This window comes from Limibacter armeniacum (assembly GCF_036880985.1).
In the GTDB taxonomy this organism is placed as follows: Bacteria; Bacteroidota; Bacteroidia; order Cytophagales; family Flammeovirgaceae; genus Limibacter; species Limibacter armeniacum.
Map to the genome: position 1 here is coordinate 1281818 of NZ_JBAJNO010000009.1, position 21243 is coordinate 1303060.

A 21243-nucleotide genomic window follows, 5' to 3' on the forward strand; every position below is an offset into this window, starting at 1 on the left:
ACAAAAACTCTTAGAACTATTACATCTATTAAAAAGTTCCAAACTTAGCAAAAAATAAGCGGCAACCTCATAAGAGATTGCCGCCGCATATATTATATGGATAGGTATCTACCCTATACAAGTCCACTTTCTACAAGATATTCAGCAATTTGAACAGTATTTGTAGCCGCACCTTTTCTTAGGTTATCAGCAACAATCCACATGTTCAAAGTATTTGCCTGAGACTCATCTCTTCTCAACCTTCCTACAAAAGTTTCATCACGATTGTGGGCGTTGATTGGCATAGGGTATACATTGTTTGCTGGGTCGTCTTGCAAAATAATACCAGGTGCTTCTGATAGGATTGCTTTTACTTCATCCAAATCAAAATCTTCCTTGAACTCAACGTTTACAGCTTCAGAGTGCCCTCCGATTGTTGGGATACGTACAGTTGTAGAAGTTACCTTGATTGACTCATCACCAAAAATTTTCTTGGTTTCGTTAATCATTTTCATCTCCTCTTTTGTGTACCCATTGTCCATGAAAACATCAATATGTGGCAACACATTCAGGTCAATTTTGTGAGGATAAGCACGCTCACCTTCTACTCCCTGACGCTCATTCATCAACTGGTCAACAGCCTTTTTACCCGAACCTGTCACTGATTGGTATGTTGAAACCACTACACGCTCAATTCCATAACGGTTTCTTAGTGGAGCCAATGCCACAACCATTTGTATCGTAGAGCAGTTAGGGTTGGCTATAATTTTATCCTCTTTGGTTAATGTATCAGCATTCACCTCTGGTACAATCAGTTTTTTGCTGGCATCCATTCTCCAAGCAGAAGAGTTGTCAATAACAGTTGTTCCTACTGCTGCAAACTTTGGAGCAAACTCCAATGAAATGCTTCCTCCTGCTGAGAAAATGGCAATATCAGGTCTTGCTGCAATAGCATCTTCTATTGTAACAACAGTATATTCTTTATCCTGATAAGTAACTTTTTTACCGGCAGATCTAGCCGATGCCACCATCAGTAATTCATCAAAGTGAAAGCCTCTTTCTGCAATCACGTTCAGCATTTGCTCACCTACGAGTCCTGTTGCTCCTACGATAGCTAATTTCATGGTATAATCTTATGTTTCGGTATCTGATTCAATCTTCGTGCTTTCAAAAATCCTATTTTTTTCAACCTAAACAATACTTATTTGCATTTTTTTGCATTGGTAAATAACAATTTTGTAACATTTACAACAGATTGATATTTTCAAAACAAAAAGATAACCTTCGTTATACCTCAGACTTTTACTTTGATAAATACGCAGAAATAGGTCACCTCTAAAGCTCCCAACTGTCTTAAAATCTCCATCCTTTTTCCTTTCATTTAGAGATCTTCTGACTGTAAGAATTGCTAACACATATCAACAAGTTTAGCATAAGGTTCCTAAACACACCTGAAACCTTACGTAATATAGGATATATAAGAAAATGTAGTTTCATTTGTACGACCAAAATCAAAACCTTTTAAGACCTCCGGTACTCTTTAGTTTTTAATAGACTAAACGCAAACAAACCTCTCTTTACTTTACTACCAGCTATACTATTCAGTGCTTTTCCATCTAAAACTTACACCAACCAGGAAACACTGAAAAACACTTTCGACCATCATGAAACTTATATGTTTCTTCCTTCTAATCTTTCTACAATCAAGCACATTATTAGCTCAGCTTGACTCTGCTTCCTATACCTATGATTTTGGGGCAAGTCTTCATGGTGATACTATGTTAAGTATTGATAACACTAAGCACTTGAGTTACCATAAACCATTAGGTTTTGAAGTCACTTATCTTAGACAAACAGATGGCCGTAAATACTGGGAAGAAGTCCAAAATTATCCTCTTTGGGGTATATCACTGCAATACTTTGATTACAGAAGCAACATCCTAAAAAAGATGTTAAGCCTCTCTCTAGACTATCGTAGGAATATCTATAGAGGAAAAAGAGGGGCTACCTTTATTCCTCTTGGCATTGGGCTAGCTTATACTCCTGGATATTTTGACATCGAAAAGAACCCACTTAATACAGCCATTGGACAACCAGTTTCCTTTATACTCTATATCGGCATCCTCCAGCAAATACATATCAATAACTACTGGTCAATTGACCTCAAATTAGGACTTACACACTATTCAAACGGAGGACTATCAGCCCCTAACAGTGGTGTAAACCTCCTGAATACAAGTTTGGGAGTTAGTCGCAAAATACAGCAGCCTGATTTTAAGAAAAATCTACTTCCTCCAGCATTGGACAATAAGCTCCATTGCTTATTACAAGTAGCCACTGGTGCAAAAGAAGTATTGCCTACTCTTGGTAGATGGCCATTTTATAACGCTACACTCCTTTTTGCCAAAAACCTAAATTATAGACATGCTATCAATATTGGAGTGGATTATCAATATAGTGAAGCCTTGAAAAAGGAAGTTCACTTTATGCAAACGCAATGGTTTTACAACTCAACAAACGACAATGTACCTGACCACCAAACCGTCAGCCTTCTTGGTGGATATGAGTTTAAGGCGGGAAAGATCAGTGTACCTATTCTACTTGCTGCCCACATTTATAAAGAACTAGACACACTACCTACATTCTATCAAAAAATTGGACTAAGGTACTGGTTCAATAATTTATTCGCATCAATCACACTCAGAAGCTTTACTGGCAACTCAGATGGAATAGAATGGGGATTAGGTTTTAAAATTTAGCTCACATGAGAAAAATACTGCTATACCTCATTTGCCTAACTTTCAGTTTTGCATGTAATGAGATTGAATTTGATTGCTTCCAGTCAACAGGGCCTATTGAATCATATGAATTAGACTTCACTCAAATCGACTCATTAATTGTTCATGACAATATTGCTGTCTCAATCAGCTCTGCACCTCACCAAAGAGTTGTTACAGAAACAGGTAAAAACCTTTTTTCAGACCTTCAGTTTATTCAAAACGGAAAAACACTAACTGTTTATAATAATAATTACTGCAACTGGGTAAGAGAAAAGCACAGTCCTATACTACACCTATCTACATCTTCTCTCAAATACTTATCTCCTTCTGGCTCAGGAGACATCACATCAGCTAATCTTCTGACAATAGACACACTGACAATATTCACACAAAGAAGCTCCAGTAGTCTCCACTTGAAGATAAATAGCCAACTTATCAGAATCATCAGTAACAGTATCTCCCCTGTCACACTTGAAGGCGATAGTGAAGTTTTATCGTTAGGAATGTATTACAATATAGGCAATTTGGAGTGTAGTAAACTGAAGGCCAATACAGTTACTGTAAATCACCGAGGGCTTGGTAGGATTACTGTCAACCCAATAAAAATGCTGAGCGTCAACTTATACTCTGAAGGAGATGTAGAATACGTACACCAACCTGACAGTATTTCTGTTCAACATACAGGAGGAGGAGAACTTATTGGACCATAAATAAGCCCCTGTTTCATTAGAAACAGGGGCTATCTATTTTTATCTTAAAAGATGCCTTATGCAAGCAATCTGATTGGATCTTCCAAGAATTTCTTCAAGTCAAGTAAGAAGGCAGAACCTACAGCTCCATCTACTACTCTATGGTCACAAGACAATGTTACTTTCATAACATTACCAGGTACAATCTGACCATTTTTCACTACAGGTACTTGCTTGATACCACCTACTGCAAGGATACAAGAGTTTGGCGGGTTGATAATCGCTGTAAACTCTTCGATACCAAACATACCCAAGTTAGAGATAGTGAAAGTAGAACCTTCCCAATCTTGTGGTTGCAGTTTCTTATCAATAGCTCTCTTAGCCAAGTCTTTTACCTCAGCTGAGATTGCAGACATTCCTTTTTGGTCAGCATGTCTTACTACTGGTACCAGAAGTCCGTCAGGTACAGCTACTGCAATACCGACATGCACGTGGTCATTGAAACGGATCGCATCACCCATCCAACCAGCGTTCACATATTTATGTTTTTTCAATGCTGCTGCTACTGCTTTCACAACCATATCGTTGAATGAAATCTTCACGTCAGACACTTCATTCAGGCTCTTTCTTGCTGTAATTGCATTGTCCATATCAATGTCCAATGTCAAATAGAAGTGAGGTGCTGTGAATTTCGCTTCTGTCAAACGGTTAGCAATAGTCTTACGCATTTGTGATACAGGCTCATCGTAAGAGTGCTCAACACCTGCTGGTGCTGCTGCTACAGCTGGAGCCGCTTGAGGTGCTGCTGTAGTAGGTTGAGGTACGAACGCTTCCACGTCACGCTTCACTACTCTGCCATTTTCACCTGAACCTGGAATCATCGCAATATTGAAGCCTTTATCTTCAGCCATTTTCTTAGCCAATGGAGAAGCAAATACTCTATTTCCATCTGATTCAGGAGCTGGTGCTGCCGATCTTGAAACTGGTGCTGAAGCCGCAGGTGCCGCAGTTTTTTGTGGTGTTGCAGCTGGAGCCGATGCAGTTTGTTTCGGTGCTTCTGTTTTAGGAGCCTCTGCCTTAGGAGCAGCTTCTTTCTTAGCTGGAGCTGACTGAGATGCTTTCAATAGTGTTTCCCAATCTGCACCTGCTTCACCGATGATCGCAATCACTCCGTCAATCGGAACGTTAGTTACATCAGTGATATAAAGCATAGTACCATCGTTGTATGACTCAAGCTCCATAGTTGCTTTGTCAGTTTCAACCTCCGCCAAAACATCTCCTGAGCTCACTTCATCTCCTACTTTCACCAACCAGCTAGAAATAACACCTTCTTTCATAGTGTCAGACATCTTTGGCATTCTGATTACTTCAGCATTGATTCCTGAAGTATCTACTGCTTCAGACGCAGCCGCTTCTTGGGCTGGAGCCTCCTCTTCTGCTGGCGCAGCAGTTTCTTCAGCTGGAGCTGAAGAAGCACCTTTACCATCCAAAAGGCTTTGATAATCTTCTCCTGGTTCACCAATGATTGCAATAATGCCATCAATTGGCACAGCTGCTTTTTCTTGCGCTGCTATATAAAGAATTGTGCCATCCTCATATGACTCCAATTCCATGGTTGCTTTATCTGTTTCCACTTCAGCCAGGATGTCTCCTGAACTTACTTGGTCACCTTCTTTTACTAACCAAGACGCTATCACACCTTCTTTCATGGTGTCAGACATCTTCGGCATTCTGATTACTTCTGCCATAGTGAAAATTTTGTCTGATTATTCGAGATTATTGTCTAATTTTCGTTTTCGTGCTCAAAAATAGCAGGATTATTTGATTGTCACAATTTTGATTCAATGACCTTTTTTATCCCACCACACCACTCACACAGTTATCTCACTGGTTATGAAATAAGTAACCCCCACACACATCTAAAATAAGACCTTATAGCAACAATATGTATTTACAGATGTTTAAATGCCAAAGGTTTATTCACATAAAAGTAAAAAGTCACTTATAGTAGCATAAGAGAGATTAACATTTTCATTGAGCTTTATCATTAGCTTTTTTTCTTTAAAAATTCAATGTTGCATTATTCATATTGTACAATTTTATTTGCAACAGCGAGAGTGAAATGAACCCCTGCAATTCAATTAACTTTGACAAATACCTCCTTGTGAACTTTTCATAAGATTTTTGTCAGCTGTAATCATTGCAGCTATTGCCTCACGAAACGCCAGTACAGGACATTTCTAAATGACCAAGACATACCTTACAGGTTTACCTCTAAAACATTTAGGATTAACTTTTAAAGCTGTTTTTCAAATAGTTAAACAAACAACCACTATCAAGAGAGTTTTATTAGGATACTAAAGGCACTCTCCAATGTTTAGGCTTTATAAAAACAGCACAAATGAAAATAGCCCTGTTACAACCAAAAAATATTGACTATAACTCAAACAAAATTTTCACCACCATTTTTACCTAAAAAATTCAACTGATGATGACTTATAAATTCGCTCTGGATGAATCATTCCTTGAAAAGTACAAAAACACCAACCCTCCCTTTGGTTTTAACGGCTTGGGTGAGCTGGTGTACATGCGTACTTATTCACGTTTGAATGAGGATGGAAGTAATGAAGTATGGTGGCAAACTGTCAGACGTGTTGTTGAAGGAACCTATACAATCCAGAAAAACCACATTCTAAAGTACCAACTGGGATGGGATGACGACAAAGCGCAAGTTTCAGCCCAAGAGATGTACGACAGGATGTTCAATATGAAGTTCCTCCCTCCAGGTAGAGGCCTTTGGGCAATGGGATCGGAACTGACAACTAAACGTAACCTGTTTGCAGCACTTAACAACTGTTCTTTTGTAAGTACTGAAAAACTAAGCGAAGACCCCGTAAAACCATTCGAATTCCTGATGGACATGTCGATGCTGGGTGTTGGTGTTGGTTTTGATGTAAAAGGAGCTGGACAGGTTAAGATTAACCAACCAAACAAAGAAGAGACGACTACCTATGTTATTCCTGACTCTCGTGAAGGTTGGGTAACCAGTGTAGGTATGCTGCTTGACACTTACTTGCACCCCAACAGAGTTGCGGTTGAGTTTGACTACAGCAAGATTAGAAAAGCAGGTGAGCCAATCAAAGGTTTCGGTGGTGTAAGCTCAGGAGCAGAGCCTTTGAAGAAGCTACACAACCAAATCATTGAAAAATTTGATGGTCGCCCTGAAGACAGCCACATCTCCACAACTGATATCGTGGACATTATGAACATGATCGGTTGCTGCGTGGTAGCAGGTAACGTTCGTCGTAGTGCTGAAATCGTATTTGGTGATCCGAACGACGATGAGTACCTAAAACTGAAAGACTACCGTTGGAACAACGAGACCATGAAAATGGAAGGTTCTGCGGCACACCGTGCTGACTACGGTTGGTCTTCAAACAACTCTGTATTTGCAGAGGTGGGTATGGACTACGACAAGGTAGCAGGACAGACAGCCGTTAACGGTGAGCCTGGTTACATCTGGCTGGACAATATCCGCAAGTTTGGCCGTATGTGTGACGCACCTGACTACAAGGACGCAAGAGCAATGGGTACTAACCCTTGTGCAGAGCAGTCTCTGGAATCTTATGAGCTATGCTGTCTGGTGGAGACATTCCCTACAAGAGCGGAAAGCAAGGAAGACTTCCTGCGTACACTGAAGTTTGCTTACCTGTATGCCAAAACTGTAACGCTAACGAATACACACTGGGCAGAGACCAACCGTGTATTGCTGCGTAACCGTCGTATCGGTACATCTATGTCAGGCATTGCGCAATTCATTGAAGGCAATGGATTGGAAACATTGAGAACTTGGTGTGACGAGGGTTACAACACAATCCAAAACTGGGACAAGATCTACAGTGAGTGGTTGTGTGTACCACGCTCTGTAAAGACTACTTCTATCAAGCCTTCAGGTACAGTATCATTGCTGCCAGGTGTAACACCAGGTATGCACTACCCTGAGAGCAACCACTATATCCGTCGTATCAGAATAGCAAAGGACTCTCCTCTACTGGATAAATGCCGTGAGGCAAACTTCCACATTGAGCCAAGCGTTGCTGAATCAAACACAATGGTGGTTTCCATTCCTGTTGAGATTTCTAACGTTAGAACGGTTAATGAGGTAAGTATCTGGGAACAGGTTTCACTGGCAGCTTTCATTCAGGAGTTCTGGGCAGACAACCAGGTATCAGTAACCGTAACGTTCAAGAAAGATGAGGCGACTCAGATCAAGCCTATCCTGAACTACTACCAGTACCGCCTGAAGTCTGTAAGCTTCCTGCCTAAGCTGGAAATGGGTAACACGGTTTATCCTCAAATGCCTTACGAGGAAATCTCTAAAGACAAATATGATGAGCTGGTAAAAGGTATCAAGCCACTTAACTTCTCTGAAATGAGTGGTGGTGTGGACAGCGAAGCAGAGAAATTCTGTGACGGTGACCACTGCGTACTGTAAGCTTTAGCAGATCAGAAAATATTCAGCCCCTTCATGAAAGTATCATGCTTTTCATGAAGGGGCTTTTTTTATCATTGGCTAGAGCAACACACCTGCTCAAAAAGCGAGACCTTGGTGTTATTACCTTGCACGGATGGACTGCTTGCAATTTATCACTAGATTGAAACCCAATTATGTACCGCTACCACGATTACTGCTCTCAGGTAATGATGGAAAATCGGTAACACACTTTTCAACTGACATAATCCACAGAAGCCTTACCAAAGGCATTATTTCGTCTTTTTTAATCCTTAAACCTTGAATCATGGCACACACACACAAGTCTCCACTGGAGGAATCTCTACTGGCAGAAGCAGTAACCCAACCAACCGAATACGGTTACTACCTATCATACAATGATCTCTATTACAAGCTTGAATCCTGTACCGTTCGGTATGACTTCAGTTATCACAAACTAAGAGGAATTAAGCATATCCCTTTTCAGGATACAGACATAAAGGTAATTGCCCACTTTCCTGACTGGAATTACCAGCAGACCAACTTTTTCATACAGGGCCTCAACGACTTGAACCTTAATAATCCAAAGCAAACTGAACCTGTCTCCTTTTTCCAAAAAGGTGCTGATACCTATGAGCTTAGCTTCACTAATATTAGGGAAGGACAAATGTTATTTGTTTGTGAGTACAACAACCAATATGCCATGGGCATCGGCAGTATCTCAGATGCTTTGTTAGAGATGTTTAACTCAGGTGATGACAAGACTTCTTCTGTCTTTGGAAACATCACAATGGCTTTAAAGTCATTTCCTGAAAACCTGCAACTTCAAGCATTGAAAAGCATATGGGAGCAAAAGGAAACCGATGAGAAGACAGCCAAGATATGGGAAGTAGTCCTGCAAAAATATTCTGACTTTGAAAACAGGGAAGACCGTGAAGGCAAGCTTGTCTTTGCCGATGATACCCTGCACGAGATTCAGTACTACCTGTCGCTGGATAGCCACCCTGCCCAAAAGGAAGAGGCAGAAAAACTTATCCAGTTGCTGGAAGCATTCAAGAATGAAAAGGTAGAGCAAGTTAAAACGGAACTGCCTGACAGGTCACTGCTGGCAAAGAATGCCATAGTCTACAAGGGAGATTACTTCACCCTTACCACTGTTCAGATAGGTGATGAGTTGCTGCTTCGCTTCAATGGCATTCCAAATCATTTTGACGGGGTAGTGCTGCGACACAAGAAACGTATCCAGAATGACTTTACTGGCGACTATATCCTGCAAACCAATGAGGTCAATGGGGATAACTGGAATACCTTCTGTTGTGAGGCTGACAGCTGGACCGGAAGGTCATACCTGTTTGTATATCCACCACTGATTGACACGAAGGTGGGGGTACAGATTGACTACAGCAACACGGACGATACACCTGAAAAAGTATATGACGATTATTGCAGACAGTAAGTCTCAGTCAGGGTACCCACACAGGTACCCTTTCTTATTGCCATTGCTTGACTGTTTTATGTCCATATAATTGTCTCATCCATCTTCCTGTTTAACTTTACAGCTTCTTATTTTTTTGCCGGCGTATTTTTTAGGCTTGGCCATAAACTTTTTGACGATGAAAATATTGCTGACTGCACTTGCTGCATTGACCATTGGAATGGGTAATACATTCGCACAAGAACAAGACACTACACTAAGGCAACTGCCCGAAGCGACAGTCTCCGTCGGGTACCTTGCCGATGGGCAATCCCCCTTCACATTTCAAGATATCAGCCGTGAAGCACTCATGAATAAAAACGTAGGACAGGAACCATCCTTCCTGCTGAGCGAGACACCTTCCATCACGGTGTACTCCGATGCAGGAAGCTATCAGGGATATTCTTACTACAGGATGAGAGGCATAGACCAGACACGTATCAACATGACACTGGATGGTGTGCCGCTGAATGAACCTGAAGATCAAGGTGTCTATTTCTCCAACTATCCTGACTTCCTGAACTCTGTCAGCAACATACAGGTACAGCGCGGGGTAGGTACCTCCAAGAACGGTACCTCCAGCTATGCAGGCAGTTTGCAATTCACCTCACCTTCCTTGCGTGACTCATCAGCCACAACAGTTGGGACAGGTTATGGCTCATACAATACCTATAGGGCATTTGCTGAATACAAAAGCGGACTGCACAACAATATGGGACTATACCTGAGAGGGTCACACCTGCATTCGGATGGGTACCGTGACAACGCTGCCAACACTTCAAGTTCCGTGTTTTACAGCGGAGGTATCTTTCTTCCGAAGAGTATCCTGAAGCTAACCGGTTTTGCGGGAAACCAGCAAAATGAAATGGCTTGGCTGGGTGTATCTGAAGAAATGATTGCTGAAAACCCAAAGGCAAGCGCCAACACAGATCAGGAAGACGATAACTTTACCCAGTCCCTGACACAACTGCAATTCACCCATTTCCTCAACAGCAACGCCACACTGAATGCCAGCGTGTTTTACAATTACCTGGAAGGAAATTATGATTTCGACCTGAATAACTTTTTGGGGCTCCCTTCTACGGATGAACTGTACAACTATGCGTTCAGGTCAAACTTCGTAGGCATGTTTGCCAACTACCAATACGAAACAGACAGGCTTGACTGGACATCAGGCATTCAAGCCAACAGCTATTCACGCAGACATACCGGCTCTGAAAAAACCTTAGGACAACTTTACCAGAATGTCGGCTACAAGCGTGAGTTCAGTGCCTTCTCAAAAGTGGCTTATACGGCAGGCAAGGCAGTGCTGTACGCAGACTTGCAGTACCGCTATACCGACTTTGATTACACACAGCCTCTTGTAGACTTCTCATTGCTTTCGTGGCAGTTCCTGAACCCGAAGGTAGGCATCACCTATCACCTCAGTGAAGCAAGTGACCTTTACTACAGTATAGGAAGAACGGGACGTGAGCCGACAAGGAATGATATGTTTGCAGGATCAGATGAGTTACCGATAGATGAGCAAAACAATCCTGTGCTTTCTTCAACAGATGCCGAATATGTAACAGACCACGAATTGGGATGGCGCTACAACAGCCCTAAGGTATCTGCCAGTGTCAATGCATACTGGATGGACTTCGAAAACGAGATGGTCTTGAACGGGCAGTTTGGTCCGAACGGTCTGGCGCTGAACAGCAACGTGGAAAAAAGTTACCGTACCGGACTGGAGGTGTCATGGCAATACCAGCCTATCAGGCAGTTGACCCTGATCAACAACTCCTCTTACAATTACAGCCGCATCACACAGCAGGAGACTACCTTCTCTCCTATCCTGACGCCAAAGGTAATTGTGAATCAGGAAGTAGTGTACCGTTACAACAAGTTTGAGACAGCCCTTTCATTCCGCTACCAGAGCGCATCCTATATGGACTTTGCCAATGAGGCAACGCTTAAGGACTATACTCTACTGAACTGGAGAGCCAATTACCAGTTCAATCACCTGAAGCTGTCACTGATGGTCAACAACCTGACCAACACACGCTATTTCAACAATGGTTATATCGATTATGACGGTTCCAGAAAACTGTTTGTGCAGGCGCCTGCCAACTGGTATATGATGGTGACCTATTCATTCTAAAGGTTATGAGGAAAGGATTTGTATTCGGGAAATTCCTCCCCTTCCATATGGGGCATAAGGCAATGATGGAGTTTGCGCTTACACACTGCGAAAAACTTTTTGTGGTAGTGTGCGGCAGTGACAAGGAAACGCTGGCTGCTGAAGCAAGAGCCAGTTGGATCAGGGATACATTCAGCCCAAATACAAGCATTGAAGTCATCACCTTTGACTACAAGGAAGACCTGTTGCCCAATACGTCTGTCTCATCAAGGGAAGTGTCGGCGGTTTGGGCAAAGGCTTTCCAAGCCTTGTTGCCGGACACAGACCTTCTGGTTACGTCCGAACCTTACGGCGAATATGTGGCCGACTATATGGGTATCCGCCATATACCTTTTGATCCGCAGCGGGTACATCAGCCTATCAGTGCCACCAGTATCAGGGAAGATATTTTCAGGCACTGGGATTTCTTGCCAGATGCTGTCAAACGACATTACCAGCAGAAGGTAGTCGTGTTGGGAACGGAATGCACCGGAAAGACAACCATCTCTGAAACAGCTGCCCAACTGATGAGTACCTCATGGGTCGAGGAAGCTGGCAGGAAGATAGTGGAAAACTCCAACCACTTTACGGTAGATCACCTTTACCTGATAGCAGCGGAGCACGCCAGACTGATCAGGGAAGCAGAGCAAGAGCTCAAACCCCTTATACTGATTGATACGGACATCCACATTACACAGTCCTATGCAAAGTATGAGTTTGGCAGTTACCTTGATGTACCGGACAGCATCTACCAGACCAACAAGGCTAACCTTTACTGCTACCTTACCCGTGACTTACCCTTTGAGCAGGACGGGACAAGGCTGGATGAAACCTACCGCAACAAGCTGGATGAGTTCCATCGGGCAACCATCAAGAAATTCGGGATTCAAGTGACAGAGATAGGCGGTACTTGGGAAAAGCGGCTGGAGAGGTTTATGCAAAAAATAAAAACACATTGCGTTCATCATATTCAATGAACGGCAATGTGTTTCAGACAGACTGGTCTGCCATAGAAGCATGGATAATAGGTACAATGGATTCAGGGATAGGATAGATTTCCTCCTTCGGCATCAGTGCCTTAGCCTTTTCAAGCTCCCTATTCTTAACCAGCGAATGGATATGCCTGCATTTTTCAGAGATGTCCTCAATGGAAACCACCCATTCGTTGACATACTTCTCTATTGCAATGCCTGACAGTCCTACCTGTATGGATTTGTAAGGCAGCTTCTCCAAGAAGATGTCTTTCTCAGGATCCCACTGGATACGCACAGGTGATGCACTCAGCTTAGTTTTCCAATCACCATGCGATGAATGGACACCTTCTACATAATGCGACAGGCATGAATGACGGAGTGCCCACTCCCAACCTTCTCTCTTGATCTTGATAGCCAGCACATGTTCCTGCCCTTCTTTCTGTCCCCAACCACTGCGGTACATCATCCACAGGAATGATGGCTTTATCCAAGTCATCCTTGTTAGCTTAAAGGGTGGCACAAACTGTTGGTTTTCTACAGCAGCTACCCCAATGGCAGCCCTGTATGCCTGATAGACCGTTATCGTATCCTCATCAAACACAGCCCTGATTTCTTTTTCTTTCATTTGAGTTATTCAATTCTTTGTAAAAAATAAATGCCCACTTTAGAAGCATTTCTAAATCCTATATCCCCATCCAAAGACAAATATCACTTCTTTCAGCAAAAAATTATATTCATAAAAAAAGCCCTTCTCAGAGGGCTTTGGAGTAACTATGTTAGTTTACTATATAATAATCTCCATCTTTTCGGATATGGAATGTATGGTAATCATCACCTCCATCACACCCATCAAAATGCCCATCTATCGTAATCATATCTCCAGTCTCGCTAGACGTGATATATAAAGTATAATAAACATCCCTACAACCTTCGTAATAAATCACATCCAAGTCGTAGGTTCCTCTTGGATCTTCATCGAAAATCTCAACAGACTCAAAATCATAATCCCTTTCAGAACTGGCAATGAGGTCACCATACAAAAACAATTGAAGATCTATATCTGCTTCATGGACTGCATCATAATCAGTACCTCCTGTAGACCATTCCAAATCTATCGTAACGCCTCTTCTACTATAAAGCTCATTTGAAGCCAATCTCTCAGGCTCAGGATCCACATCTACAAATGTACAAGAGGTCAAAAATGTAATCAGTAAAGTTGCTAGTTGTATGTATATCTTCTTGCTCATATGCTAATTGTTAAGTTAAAGGTGCTTGTCAGGCATTAGTTAAAACGCCTTTGTTTATTTGTCAGATACACATAAGGCAATTTTAAATTGGAATCGGACAATGAATTTCTATTATTTTCATTATCCCTCTACTTATAACAACTCACCAAAAACATAATTAACCACTAACAATCAACACTTTAAACCCACACTCAAAACACAAAAAAGCGTAACAGAATCTTACCTCTGTTACGCTCACAATATTGGTTATTCTATTTTTACTTCTGCATATTTTCAACTTTGATGATCACATCAATACGTCTGTTTTCCGCACGACCCTCATTGGTCTTGTTGCTCGAGATAGGACGATTTTCACCAAAACCTTCAGCTTTAATTCTCTCCTTGTCATACCCTTGCATATTTTCAACAAGGTACTCTCTAACTGCATCTGCTCTTTCTTGAGAAAGTTTCATATTGGTTGCTTCACTACCTGAAGAGTCGGTATGACCTTCCACTATAATCTTGTTGTCCGGGAATATCTCAATAGCCCTTCTTACATCCGAAAGCAGTGTATAGTTGGACGGTTTCACTTCTGAACTACCAACGTCAAAAGCAAAACCTTTCATACGCATAATGATATCCTTACCCTGACGGAAAACTTCTGCTTGGCTTGCATCAAACATGTTGAATATCTGGTTGTACTTCTCTTCAACTTCCTTGTCAAAAGCAAGCTCACTTTCCAGACTTGACATTTCTGAGAGTCTGCCTTCCATTTCGCTCACTTTACCTTCAGTTGCTTCCAACTCAGATGTTACCTGATTCAAGCTATCACGCATAGACGCTGATCTTTCTGTAATGTTATCCGCTACAGTTCCCAAACCTTGATCAAATTCTGGAGACTCCACTCCCATTGCGCCAGCTACCTTACGCATATTATCCTCACTATCAAGGATGACATCCTCCATTGTTTTCTTTTCATCCTTCAGTGATCTGATATAGGTATTAAGGTACAGTGCATGTCGGGCTTCATATTCCGCTTTTTGTGCAAGCTCTCTAGCCTGCTCAGTGTCGTAGCGAGAACCTTCCAGCATCTCTATCCCTGTTTTGTAATTTTCCTTGGCTGATTCCAAAGTTTTTGGTGCTGTTTTTTTCACTTTAGCATCTTCAGCTTGCTCAATCAAGGTATTGGCACTACCAAACAGGTTTGTTTCAATAGCTTCCATTTCCGCCTTACGGTAAAGTTCGGTAGCTCTCTGTCCACCTTCTTTTGCATCATCAGAGTCTCCACCTTCCAAATCTTCTGCGGCATCCCTGAACTCTTTTTCTGCATCATCCCAAAGGTCTTTCTGATGTTGGTCTGCACCTGCTTTCAGTGCATCACCTCTTGCATCCAATGTTTCCGAGAACATCACATTGGCCAAGTCTATATTCTTGATACTTTCATTAAAGTACTTCTCTGCTTCTTCCAATTCTTCACGGATATCTGAAAGATCATCGCCTTTCTCAAAAGCCTTGCTTGCTTTATCATAATGCTGCATTGCTTTTTGATAAGTTTTCGGAGTCAGTACATCAGCTTTCTTTTCCAAAGCGGTTTCCATGGTTTGGTCAATGGCTCCAAACAAAGAGGAACGGGTATCCTGAGCCATTATAACACCAGCCGAAAGGAGTACCAGCAACATTACCATTGCCATACTCTTGAATAGTTCACGTAAATTTTCTGTTTTCATAGCAGTTGCATTCAGTTCTGTGGGTTGCTTATCAGTCAAAATCTCTTACACATTGTTAATGTAGAATAATATTTTCATCAGATAAGTTCAATGCATACTCCCCTCTAAACATATGTTAACCGATAACTTACTTTTCTGCTATTTTGGATAATAAATAATCCAACTCTACTGCTCAATAGACCTTGCATCAAAAAGCATTATACTACCATTTTCTGTTTCATAGCTAACCTCAATCGGGTTACAGCAAACTTCACAATCTTCGATATAAGTCTGTTTTGATACCGTCAAATCTATAATCATAGATATCTCCTCACCGCAGTAAGGACATTGAAAAAAATACTCTTCTTCAAAATCCATAAGTCATCTTACATACTCCTCACTCAATATTTTTGATAGCAAATATTTTCATCTGATAGTTCCATCAGGTTTGGATAAAAAAGAAGAAGATCACAATTGACAAACATTAACAAGGTGAGTGATTTGGACTAATCCATGTATTATTTAGATTTATAAAGACTATAAATTCTGAAAAATAATTCTTTCCCCACAAATCATCTCATGACTACAATTATCAGGACAAACTCCGATAACGAGGACTTTATATCATTGGTTAAGCTCCTTGACGAAGACCTCCGTATCAGAGACGGTGAAGAGCATTCATTCTTTGCCCAGTACAATACTATAGATACAATTCAACATGTAGTGGTAGTCTATCAGGACAATCTTGCCATTGGATGTGGAGCGCTCAAAGCATACGAAGATGATATAGTGGAAATCAAAAGAATGTTTGTTCTTCCTAATCTCCGTGGCAATGGCATTGCCTCTCAGATTCTATCTGAATTGGAAAATTGGGCCAGCGAACTTTCATTCAGGCTATGTATACTTGAAACAGGAATCAAACAACCTGAAGCAATCAGGCTTTACCAAAAAAATGACTACCAGCTTATCCCGAATTACGGTCAATATAGAAATGTCAAAAGCAGTGTCTGCTTTGAGAAAAAAATAAAAGCTAATACCCGTATGAGCTAAATCCATAAACTGGATGATATTAAAAAAAGCAGTCAAGGCTACACCCTGACTGCTTTCTACTTTTATAAATTTAAGAGACTTATTTAAATCAACTTTTCTCCTCTGTCAATATTTTTCAAATACTTTTCTGCGGTTGCCAAATGTGCATCCAGTTTAGCTTTTTCCATTTTATCCAATAATGAGACAATCATGGTCATTCTCGGATTCCTCTCAAAAGAACGCCTGTGCTTGTGGATATAACGCCAATACAAAGCATCCCACACATCACACCATTCTCCTCTACTGTAATCACTCATTTTAAGCACATAATTGGAACCTGATACATAAGGCTTGGTTGTAATCAAACCGCCATCAGCATATTGACTCATACCATATACATTTGGTACCATTACCCAATCATAAGCATCTATAAAAAACACCATAAACCAACGGTATACCTCATCTGGCGCAAACTCACAAAGGTGCATAAAGTTACCCAAAATCATCAGCCGCTCGATATGATGACAATATCCCCGTTCCTTTACTTTTTGTATGGTTTTGTCTATGGGTTCGATTCCTGTTTCACCTCGCCAAAAATGTTCCGGTATTTTCCTCTTGAAGCGGTAATGGTTGTGCTTTCTTTCAAAATTTCCTTCCAACTGGTAAATACCACGCATAAATTCACGCCAACCTATAATTTGCCTGACAAATCCTTCCAAGGAATTGAGTGGAATGTCATATTTTTCATTCAGCTTAAACGTACGATCCAATACCTGATCAGGCGTCAACAAACCTGTATTCAACATGGGAGTAAGTACAGAATGAAACAGAACAGATTCTTCCTTAGCAATGGCATCTTCATAATCCCCAAACTTTCCGATCCTGTTTTCTATAAAGTCATCCAAAGCCCTTTTTGCCTGATCAAAAGTTACCGGATAGCTGAACTTATCCATATCACCATAATGGCTATTAAAATACTTCTCAACATAAGCTTTGGCCTTCTTTACATACTTATTATCTCTTGGAGAATAAACATGTGGCAACGATATATCAGCAGGCAGTTTTTTCCGGTTTTCCTGATCAAAACTCCACTTACCTCCCTCAGGAGTCCCTTCATCTGTCAGTAAAATATCAAAACGCTTCCGTTGGTCCCTATAAAAATCAGCCATCAAGTACCCCCTTTTCTTATCCTTTACCAGAAACGAAGTCACTTCTTCCCTACTCAGCAAAAAAGAGGGGGCATCAAAACGTTTCAGCTTAATACGGTTGTCTCCTGCATACCTTTCCAACCTCCTTTCCAATAAGTAATCAGTCGTATCAACATAATAAACCTCTTTACACCCTTCGCTTTTCCAATGCTCAAAAAGTGACTCCAAACCTTCATGTGCATTGGCTTCAATATAAATTGACCGAATGTCACTGTCCTTTAAGAAGTCAGCATAAAATTTCATCGAAGTCCTGTGCAATACCAGTTTCTGCTTATGGAAAGGGTATTGGGAAAAGTACAGATGGTCTTCGAGCAGCACTACCTGCCTGCCCTTCACCACTGCTGGGTGTTCTTTGTAAAGCTGATGTGGGAATACCAAGGTTAGGGATTTCATATAGGGCTAGTTATCAATTTGTAGGGTTTAAAACAAAGAAGGTCAAATCCTTTCCATTTTCCTGATACATTTTTTTGTTATGATTAAAATTTAATTTAAATAACTGTTAACGAGCAATACTATTTATCGGGAGTCTCCAACTCTACTAAACTCACCAACCCTGTTCGTTTCAATAAACTTGAGCAGGTCAACTACTACACAGTAAGTTCATCAACCTTCATAACCCATTTTAATTAGAATGAAAAAACTCATTGCTACGCTCAACGGCATTCAGGACAACACACCTTTTGGGACAGAAGTAGAAGGAATTGATCTTGTGATTTTAAAGCAAAAGGAAAAGGTTAATGTTTTCTATGGAAAATGCCCTCACCAGCAGGCGCTACTCGCAGAAGGGCAAGTGGAAGGAGGAAGACTAATCTGCCATATGCATGGATGGCAATTTGATCATGAGACTGGAAAAAGAATTGCGGGCAACGAATGTCTCCATAAATTCACTCCACTTATAGATGGGACTGAGGTTTATTTAGATCAGGACGAAATCAACCAATGGAAAGCTACGCACCTACCCAAAGAATCTGCATCTAAGACTAAATCCATTAAAAGCCTTCCTCATCCAAAAGGGCTTCCATTTCTAGGTAATCTACACCAATTCAACTTTGCCCAAATGCATCAGGACCTTGAACTGCTTTCTGATGAATTGGGACCATTATTCAGAATTGACTTAGCTGGAAAAGAAATCGTTGTATCCACCTCGATATCTTTTAATCAGCAGTTACTCAAAAACCGTCCTAAACTGATCCGGAGATCCAAGAAGCTATCCGACATTATCAATGAATCAGGTGTAGAAGGGGTATTTACGGCTGAAGGAGATGATTGGCAAAAACAACGAAAAGTAACAGCCCGTGCCTTGAATATCCATCACCTGAAAACCTTCTTCCCCACACTTACCCTAGTGACTCAGAGGCTTAAAGGTCAAATGGATCTTATGATAAGTGAAAATCGACCAATAGATATACATGCATTATCTGTACGCTATACGGTAGATATTACTACCAACCTTGCTTTTGGTTACGACATGAATACCATAGAAGAGACCGGAGATGTCATTCAGGCTCATATGGAGGTTATTTTCCCAACCATTTTCCGTAGGCTTAATAGTCCATTTCCATACTGGAGGTATATGAAACTTCCTGCTGACCGGTCTTACGAAAAGTCAATACAAGAAGTAACCAAAACGATCAATCAGTTTATCAGTCAGGCAAAGCAAAAGCTGAAAGCAAATCCTGAGTTAAGAACAAGCCCCGGCAATTTTCTTGAAGCCATGCTGGTAGAGCAAGAAGCTGAGGACAAGTTCACTGACAAAGAAATTTTGGGAAATGTTTTTACAATGCTTTTAGCTGGCGAAGATACCACAGCCAACAGTATAGCTTGGGCCATGTATTTTTTGGGGATGCATCCTGAGGTTCAGGAAAAACTGCACCTTGAGGCAAAACAGGTTCTAAAGGAGGATCACTTGCTTCAGAATTATGAGGATGCAGCCCTGCTAACTTACACGGAAGCTGTTGCACTAGAAACACTTCGCCTGAAGTCCGTTGCTCCTATGCTCTACCTTGATACGCTGGAAGAAATTGAGATTGAAGGACTCATCATTCCTAAAGGCACTACACTGATCACTCATAACCAACATTCAGCCTTACAATCTGAGAATTTCACACATCCAAAAGACTTTGTTCCTGAACGGTGGCTACCCAATGGTTGTCCTATGCACACACAACACAACCCTGAAGCATCTATCCCATTTGGTGCTGGTTCAAGATTTTGCCCCGGAAGGAGTCTTGCATTATTAGAGATCAAGGTCATTCTCTCCATGTTTTGCAAAAACTACCATATTGAATTAAAGTCCAATCCTAAAGAGGTAAAAGAGCAGCTAGAGTTTACCATGTTGCCTACCAACCTTGATGTTTCATTTACCTTAAGGAAGGATATACCTATTCCTGAAACGGATAAAGCTAAACGGGAGAAATGAATCTTCCAGTAAAAACAAAAAGGCCACAAGTATCTCCTTGCGGCCTTATATTGTTGTAAGTTGTCTTTATTTAGCATAATGCAATGCTACGACTCCTGTTGTGTATACTTCTGTTTCCTTTAGCGCAAACTTTTTACTGAAGTCATCTACTTCTCCGAACATCTTGATACCTTTCCCCAATACAATTGGCATAATGAAAAGGCGTATTTCATCAATCCATCCATGCTCAAGGAAAAATGCATTGAGCTTTCCACCTCCAATCAGCCAAATATCCTTTCCTTCTTGTTGTTTTATCTGGGATAATAAATCCTTTACCTCTTCACTACCTATAAACTTCACATCATTGGTATCTGGCTGTGATGGATCAGATGTTACGACATAATTAGTAGAATCTGGATAAGGAAATGGTATATCAAATCCCATTACAACTTTGTAGGTACTATTGCCCATAAAGGTTGTGTCAATACTGCTCAAGAAGTCTGCATAGCCGAAGTCATTTTCTTTCTCAGCAAATGCCTCATCATGCAACCAGTTGACATCTCCATCTTCTTTAGCGATAAAACCATCCATACTTGTGGCAATGTAAAGTACGACCTTTCTCATAAAGCAAAGTATTTGGAAGTTAATGGCTCAAACCATTTCATCAACGGTTTGTAACAGGTCCACCCTAGCAATACTCCTGCAATATCTGCCATAAAATCAACGAAATCACCTGAACGGTGAGGAATAAAGTATAGTTGAATTAACTCTACAATCCCGCCGTAGGCAATACTGAATCCAATAGCCAGCAATACAGCCTTTGGGAAGGACAACTTGAAAAATGCTTGATGATCCAAGCCAAATATGTATAGAAAACTAAATCCTGCAAAGATTCCCAAGTGTACCACCTTATCAAAATAAGGTATGGATATTGCCTCAGGTGGATCTGGAACCTTAAAGAAAAATGCATAAAGTGTAAGGGCTGTCCAGATCAGGGCAGGTCCCAACGATTTCCAGTTTTGTTTTGACATTTGAATAGAAAAATAATCCCTGTAAATTCGGCGCTGCCTCACAATAATACGAAAAAACCGCTCGATGAACGAGGTGAGGGTGTAACCTTTGGTAATATT

At 41.1% G+C, this 21243-nt stretch carries 17 protein-coding genes; 8 read left to right on the forward strand and 9 right to left on the reverse strand.

The window, feature by feature from the left end; translation table 11 throughout:
• Positions 1-113: 113 nt before the first annotated feature.
• A complete protein-coding gene (locus V6R21_RS23025) occupies positions 114-1103 on the reverse strand; it encodes an aspartate-semialdehyde dehydrogenase (RefSeq protein WP_334245886.1) in 990 nt (329 codons plus the stop codon).
• A gap of 540 nt (positions 1104-1643) precedes the next feature.
• Here V6R21_RS23025 and V6R21_RS23030 point away from each other — a divergent pair.
• Positions 1644-2738 (forward strand): acyloxyacyl hydrolase, encoded by a 1095-nt coding sequence (locus V6R21_RS23030; protein ID WP_334245887.1) that lies wholly within the window; start codon positions 1644-1646, stop codon positions 2736-2738.
• A 5-nt stretch (positions 2739-2743) separates the two neighbouring features.
• Entirely contained in the window at positions 2744-3469 is a 726-nt protein-coding gene (locus tag V6R21_RS23035) for a GIN domain-containing protein (protein WP_334245888.1), read from the forward strand.
• 56 nt (positions 3470-3525) lie between these two features.
• Here V6R21_RS23035 and V6R21_RS23040 read toward each other — a convergent pair whose 3' ends face one another.
• Positions 3526-5196 (reverse strand): pyruvate dehydrogenase complex dihydrolipoamide acetyltransferase, encoded by a 1671-nt coding sequence (locus V6R21_RS23040; RefSeq protein ID WP_334245889.1) that lies wholly within the window; start codon positions 5194-5196, stop codon positions 3526-3528.
• 740 nt (positions 5197-5936) lie between these two features.
• Here V6R21_RS23040 and V6R21_RS23045 point away from each other — a divergent pair.
• The 4 genes from V6R21_RS23045 (at position 5937) to V6R21_RS23060 (ending at position 12549) form a co-directional block, all read left to right on the forward strand.
• Positions 5937-7943 (forward strand): glycyl radical enzyme family protein, encoded by a 2007-nt coding sequence (locus V6R21_RS23045; protein ID WP_334245890.1) that lies wholly within the window; start codon positions 5937-5939, stop codon positions 7941-7943.
• Positions 7944-8247: 304 nt separating this feature from the next.
• Entirely contained in the window at positions 8248-9396 is a 1149-nt protein-coding gene (locus tag V6R21_RS23050; protein ID WP_334245891.1) for a hypothetical protein, read from the forward strand.
• Between the two features lie 157 nt (positions 9397-9553).
• The gene (locus V6R21_RS23055) at positions 9554-11554 is read left to right on the forward strand and encodes a TonB-dependent receptor (RefSeq protein WP_334245892.1); all 2001 of its coding nucleotides are present in this window, start codon (positions 9554-9556) and stop codon (positions 11552-11554) included.
• Between the two features lie 5 nt (positions 11555-11559).
• The gene (locus V6R21_RS23060; RefSeq protein WP_334245893.1) at positions 11560-12549 is read left to right on the forward strand and encodes an AAA family ATPase; all 990 of its coding nucleotides are present in this window, start codon (positions 11560-11562) and stop codon (positions 12547-12549) included.
• A 13-nt stretch (positions 12550-12562) separates the two neighbouring features.
• On the opposite strand, the gene V6R21_RS23065 is transcribed toward V6R21_RS23060, so the two are convergent.
• The 4 genes from V6R21_RS23065 to V6R21_RS23080 form a co-directional block, all read right to left on the reverse strand.
• Entirely contained in the window at positions 12563-13171 is a 609-nt protein-coding gene (locus V6R21_RS23065; protein ID WP_334245894.1) for a DUF4291 domain-containing protein, read from the reverse strand.
• A 151-nt stretch (positions 13172-13322) separates the two neighbouring features.
• Complete coding sequence (locus tag V6R21_RS23070; protein ID WP_334245895.1) at positions 13323-13793, reverse strand: hypothetical protein; 471 nt, start codon at positions 13791-13793, stop codon at positions 13323-13325.
• 257 nt (positions 13794-14050) lie between these two features.
• Complete coding sequence (locus V6R21_RS23075) at positions 14051-15499, reverse strand: OmpA family protein (RefSeq protein WP_334245896.1); 1449 nt, start codon at positions 15497-15499, stop codon at positions 14051-14053.
• Between the two features lie 165 nt (positions 15500-15664).
• Positions 15665-15856, reverse strand: coding sequence for a CPXCG motif-containing cysteine-rich protein (locus V6R21_RS23080; RefSeq protein ID WP_334245897.1), 192 nt, complete (start codon positions 15854-15856; stop codon positions 15665-15667).
• A 201-nt stretch (positions 15857-16057) separates the two neighbouring features.
• Between V6R21_RS23080 and V6R21_RS23085 the strand changes: the two genes are divergently transcribed.
• Positions 16058-16528: a GNAT family N-acetyltransferase gene (locus tag V6R21_RS23085; protein ID WP_334245898.1), complete on the forward strand. Its 471-nt coding sequence runs from the start codon at positions 16058-16060 to the stop codon at positions 16526-16528.
• An 83-nt stretch (positions 16529-16611) separates the two neighbouring features.
• Here V6R21_RS23085 and V6R21_RS23090 read toward each other — a convergent pair whose 3' ends face one another.
• Positions 16612-18108, reverse strand: a complete 1497-nt coding sequence (locus V6R21_RS23090; protein ID WP_334245899.1) for a cryptochrome/photolyase family protein — start codon at positions 18106-18108, stop codon at positions 16612-16614.
• 238 nt (positions 18109-18346) lie between these two features.
• Here V6R21_RS23090 and V6R21_RS23095 point away from each other — a divergent pair, with 238 nt between their 5' ends.
• On the forward strand, positions 18347-20134 hold the full coding sequence (locus tag V6R21_RS23095; protein WP_334245900.1) for a cytochrome P450: 1788 nt from the start codon (positions 18347-18349) through the stop codon (positions 20132-20134).
• Positions 20135-20200: 66 nt separating this feature from the next.
• Here V6R21_RS23095 and V6R21_RS23100 read toward each other — a convergent pair whose 3' ends face one another.
• Both V6R21_RS23100 and V6R21_RS23105 read right to left on the reverse strand, forming a co-directional pair.
• On the reverse strand, positions 20201-20737 hold the full coding sequence (locus V6R21_RS23100; RefSeq protein WP_334245901.1) for a dihydrofolate reductase family protein: 537 nt from the start codon (positions 20735-20737) through the stop codon (positions 20201-20203).
• Entirely contained in the window at positions 20734-21144 is a 411-nt protein-coding gene (locus tag V6R21_RS23105) for a VanZ family protein (protein WP_334245902.1), read from the reverse strand. The genes V6R21_RS23100 and V6R21_RS23105 overlap by 4 nt, the downstream gene beginning before the upstream one ends.
• Positions 21145-21243 lie beyond the last annotated feature (99 nt).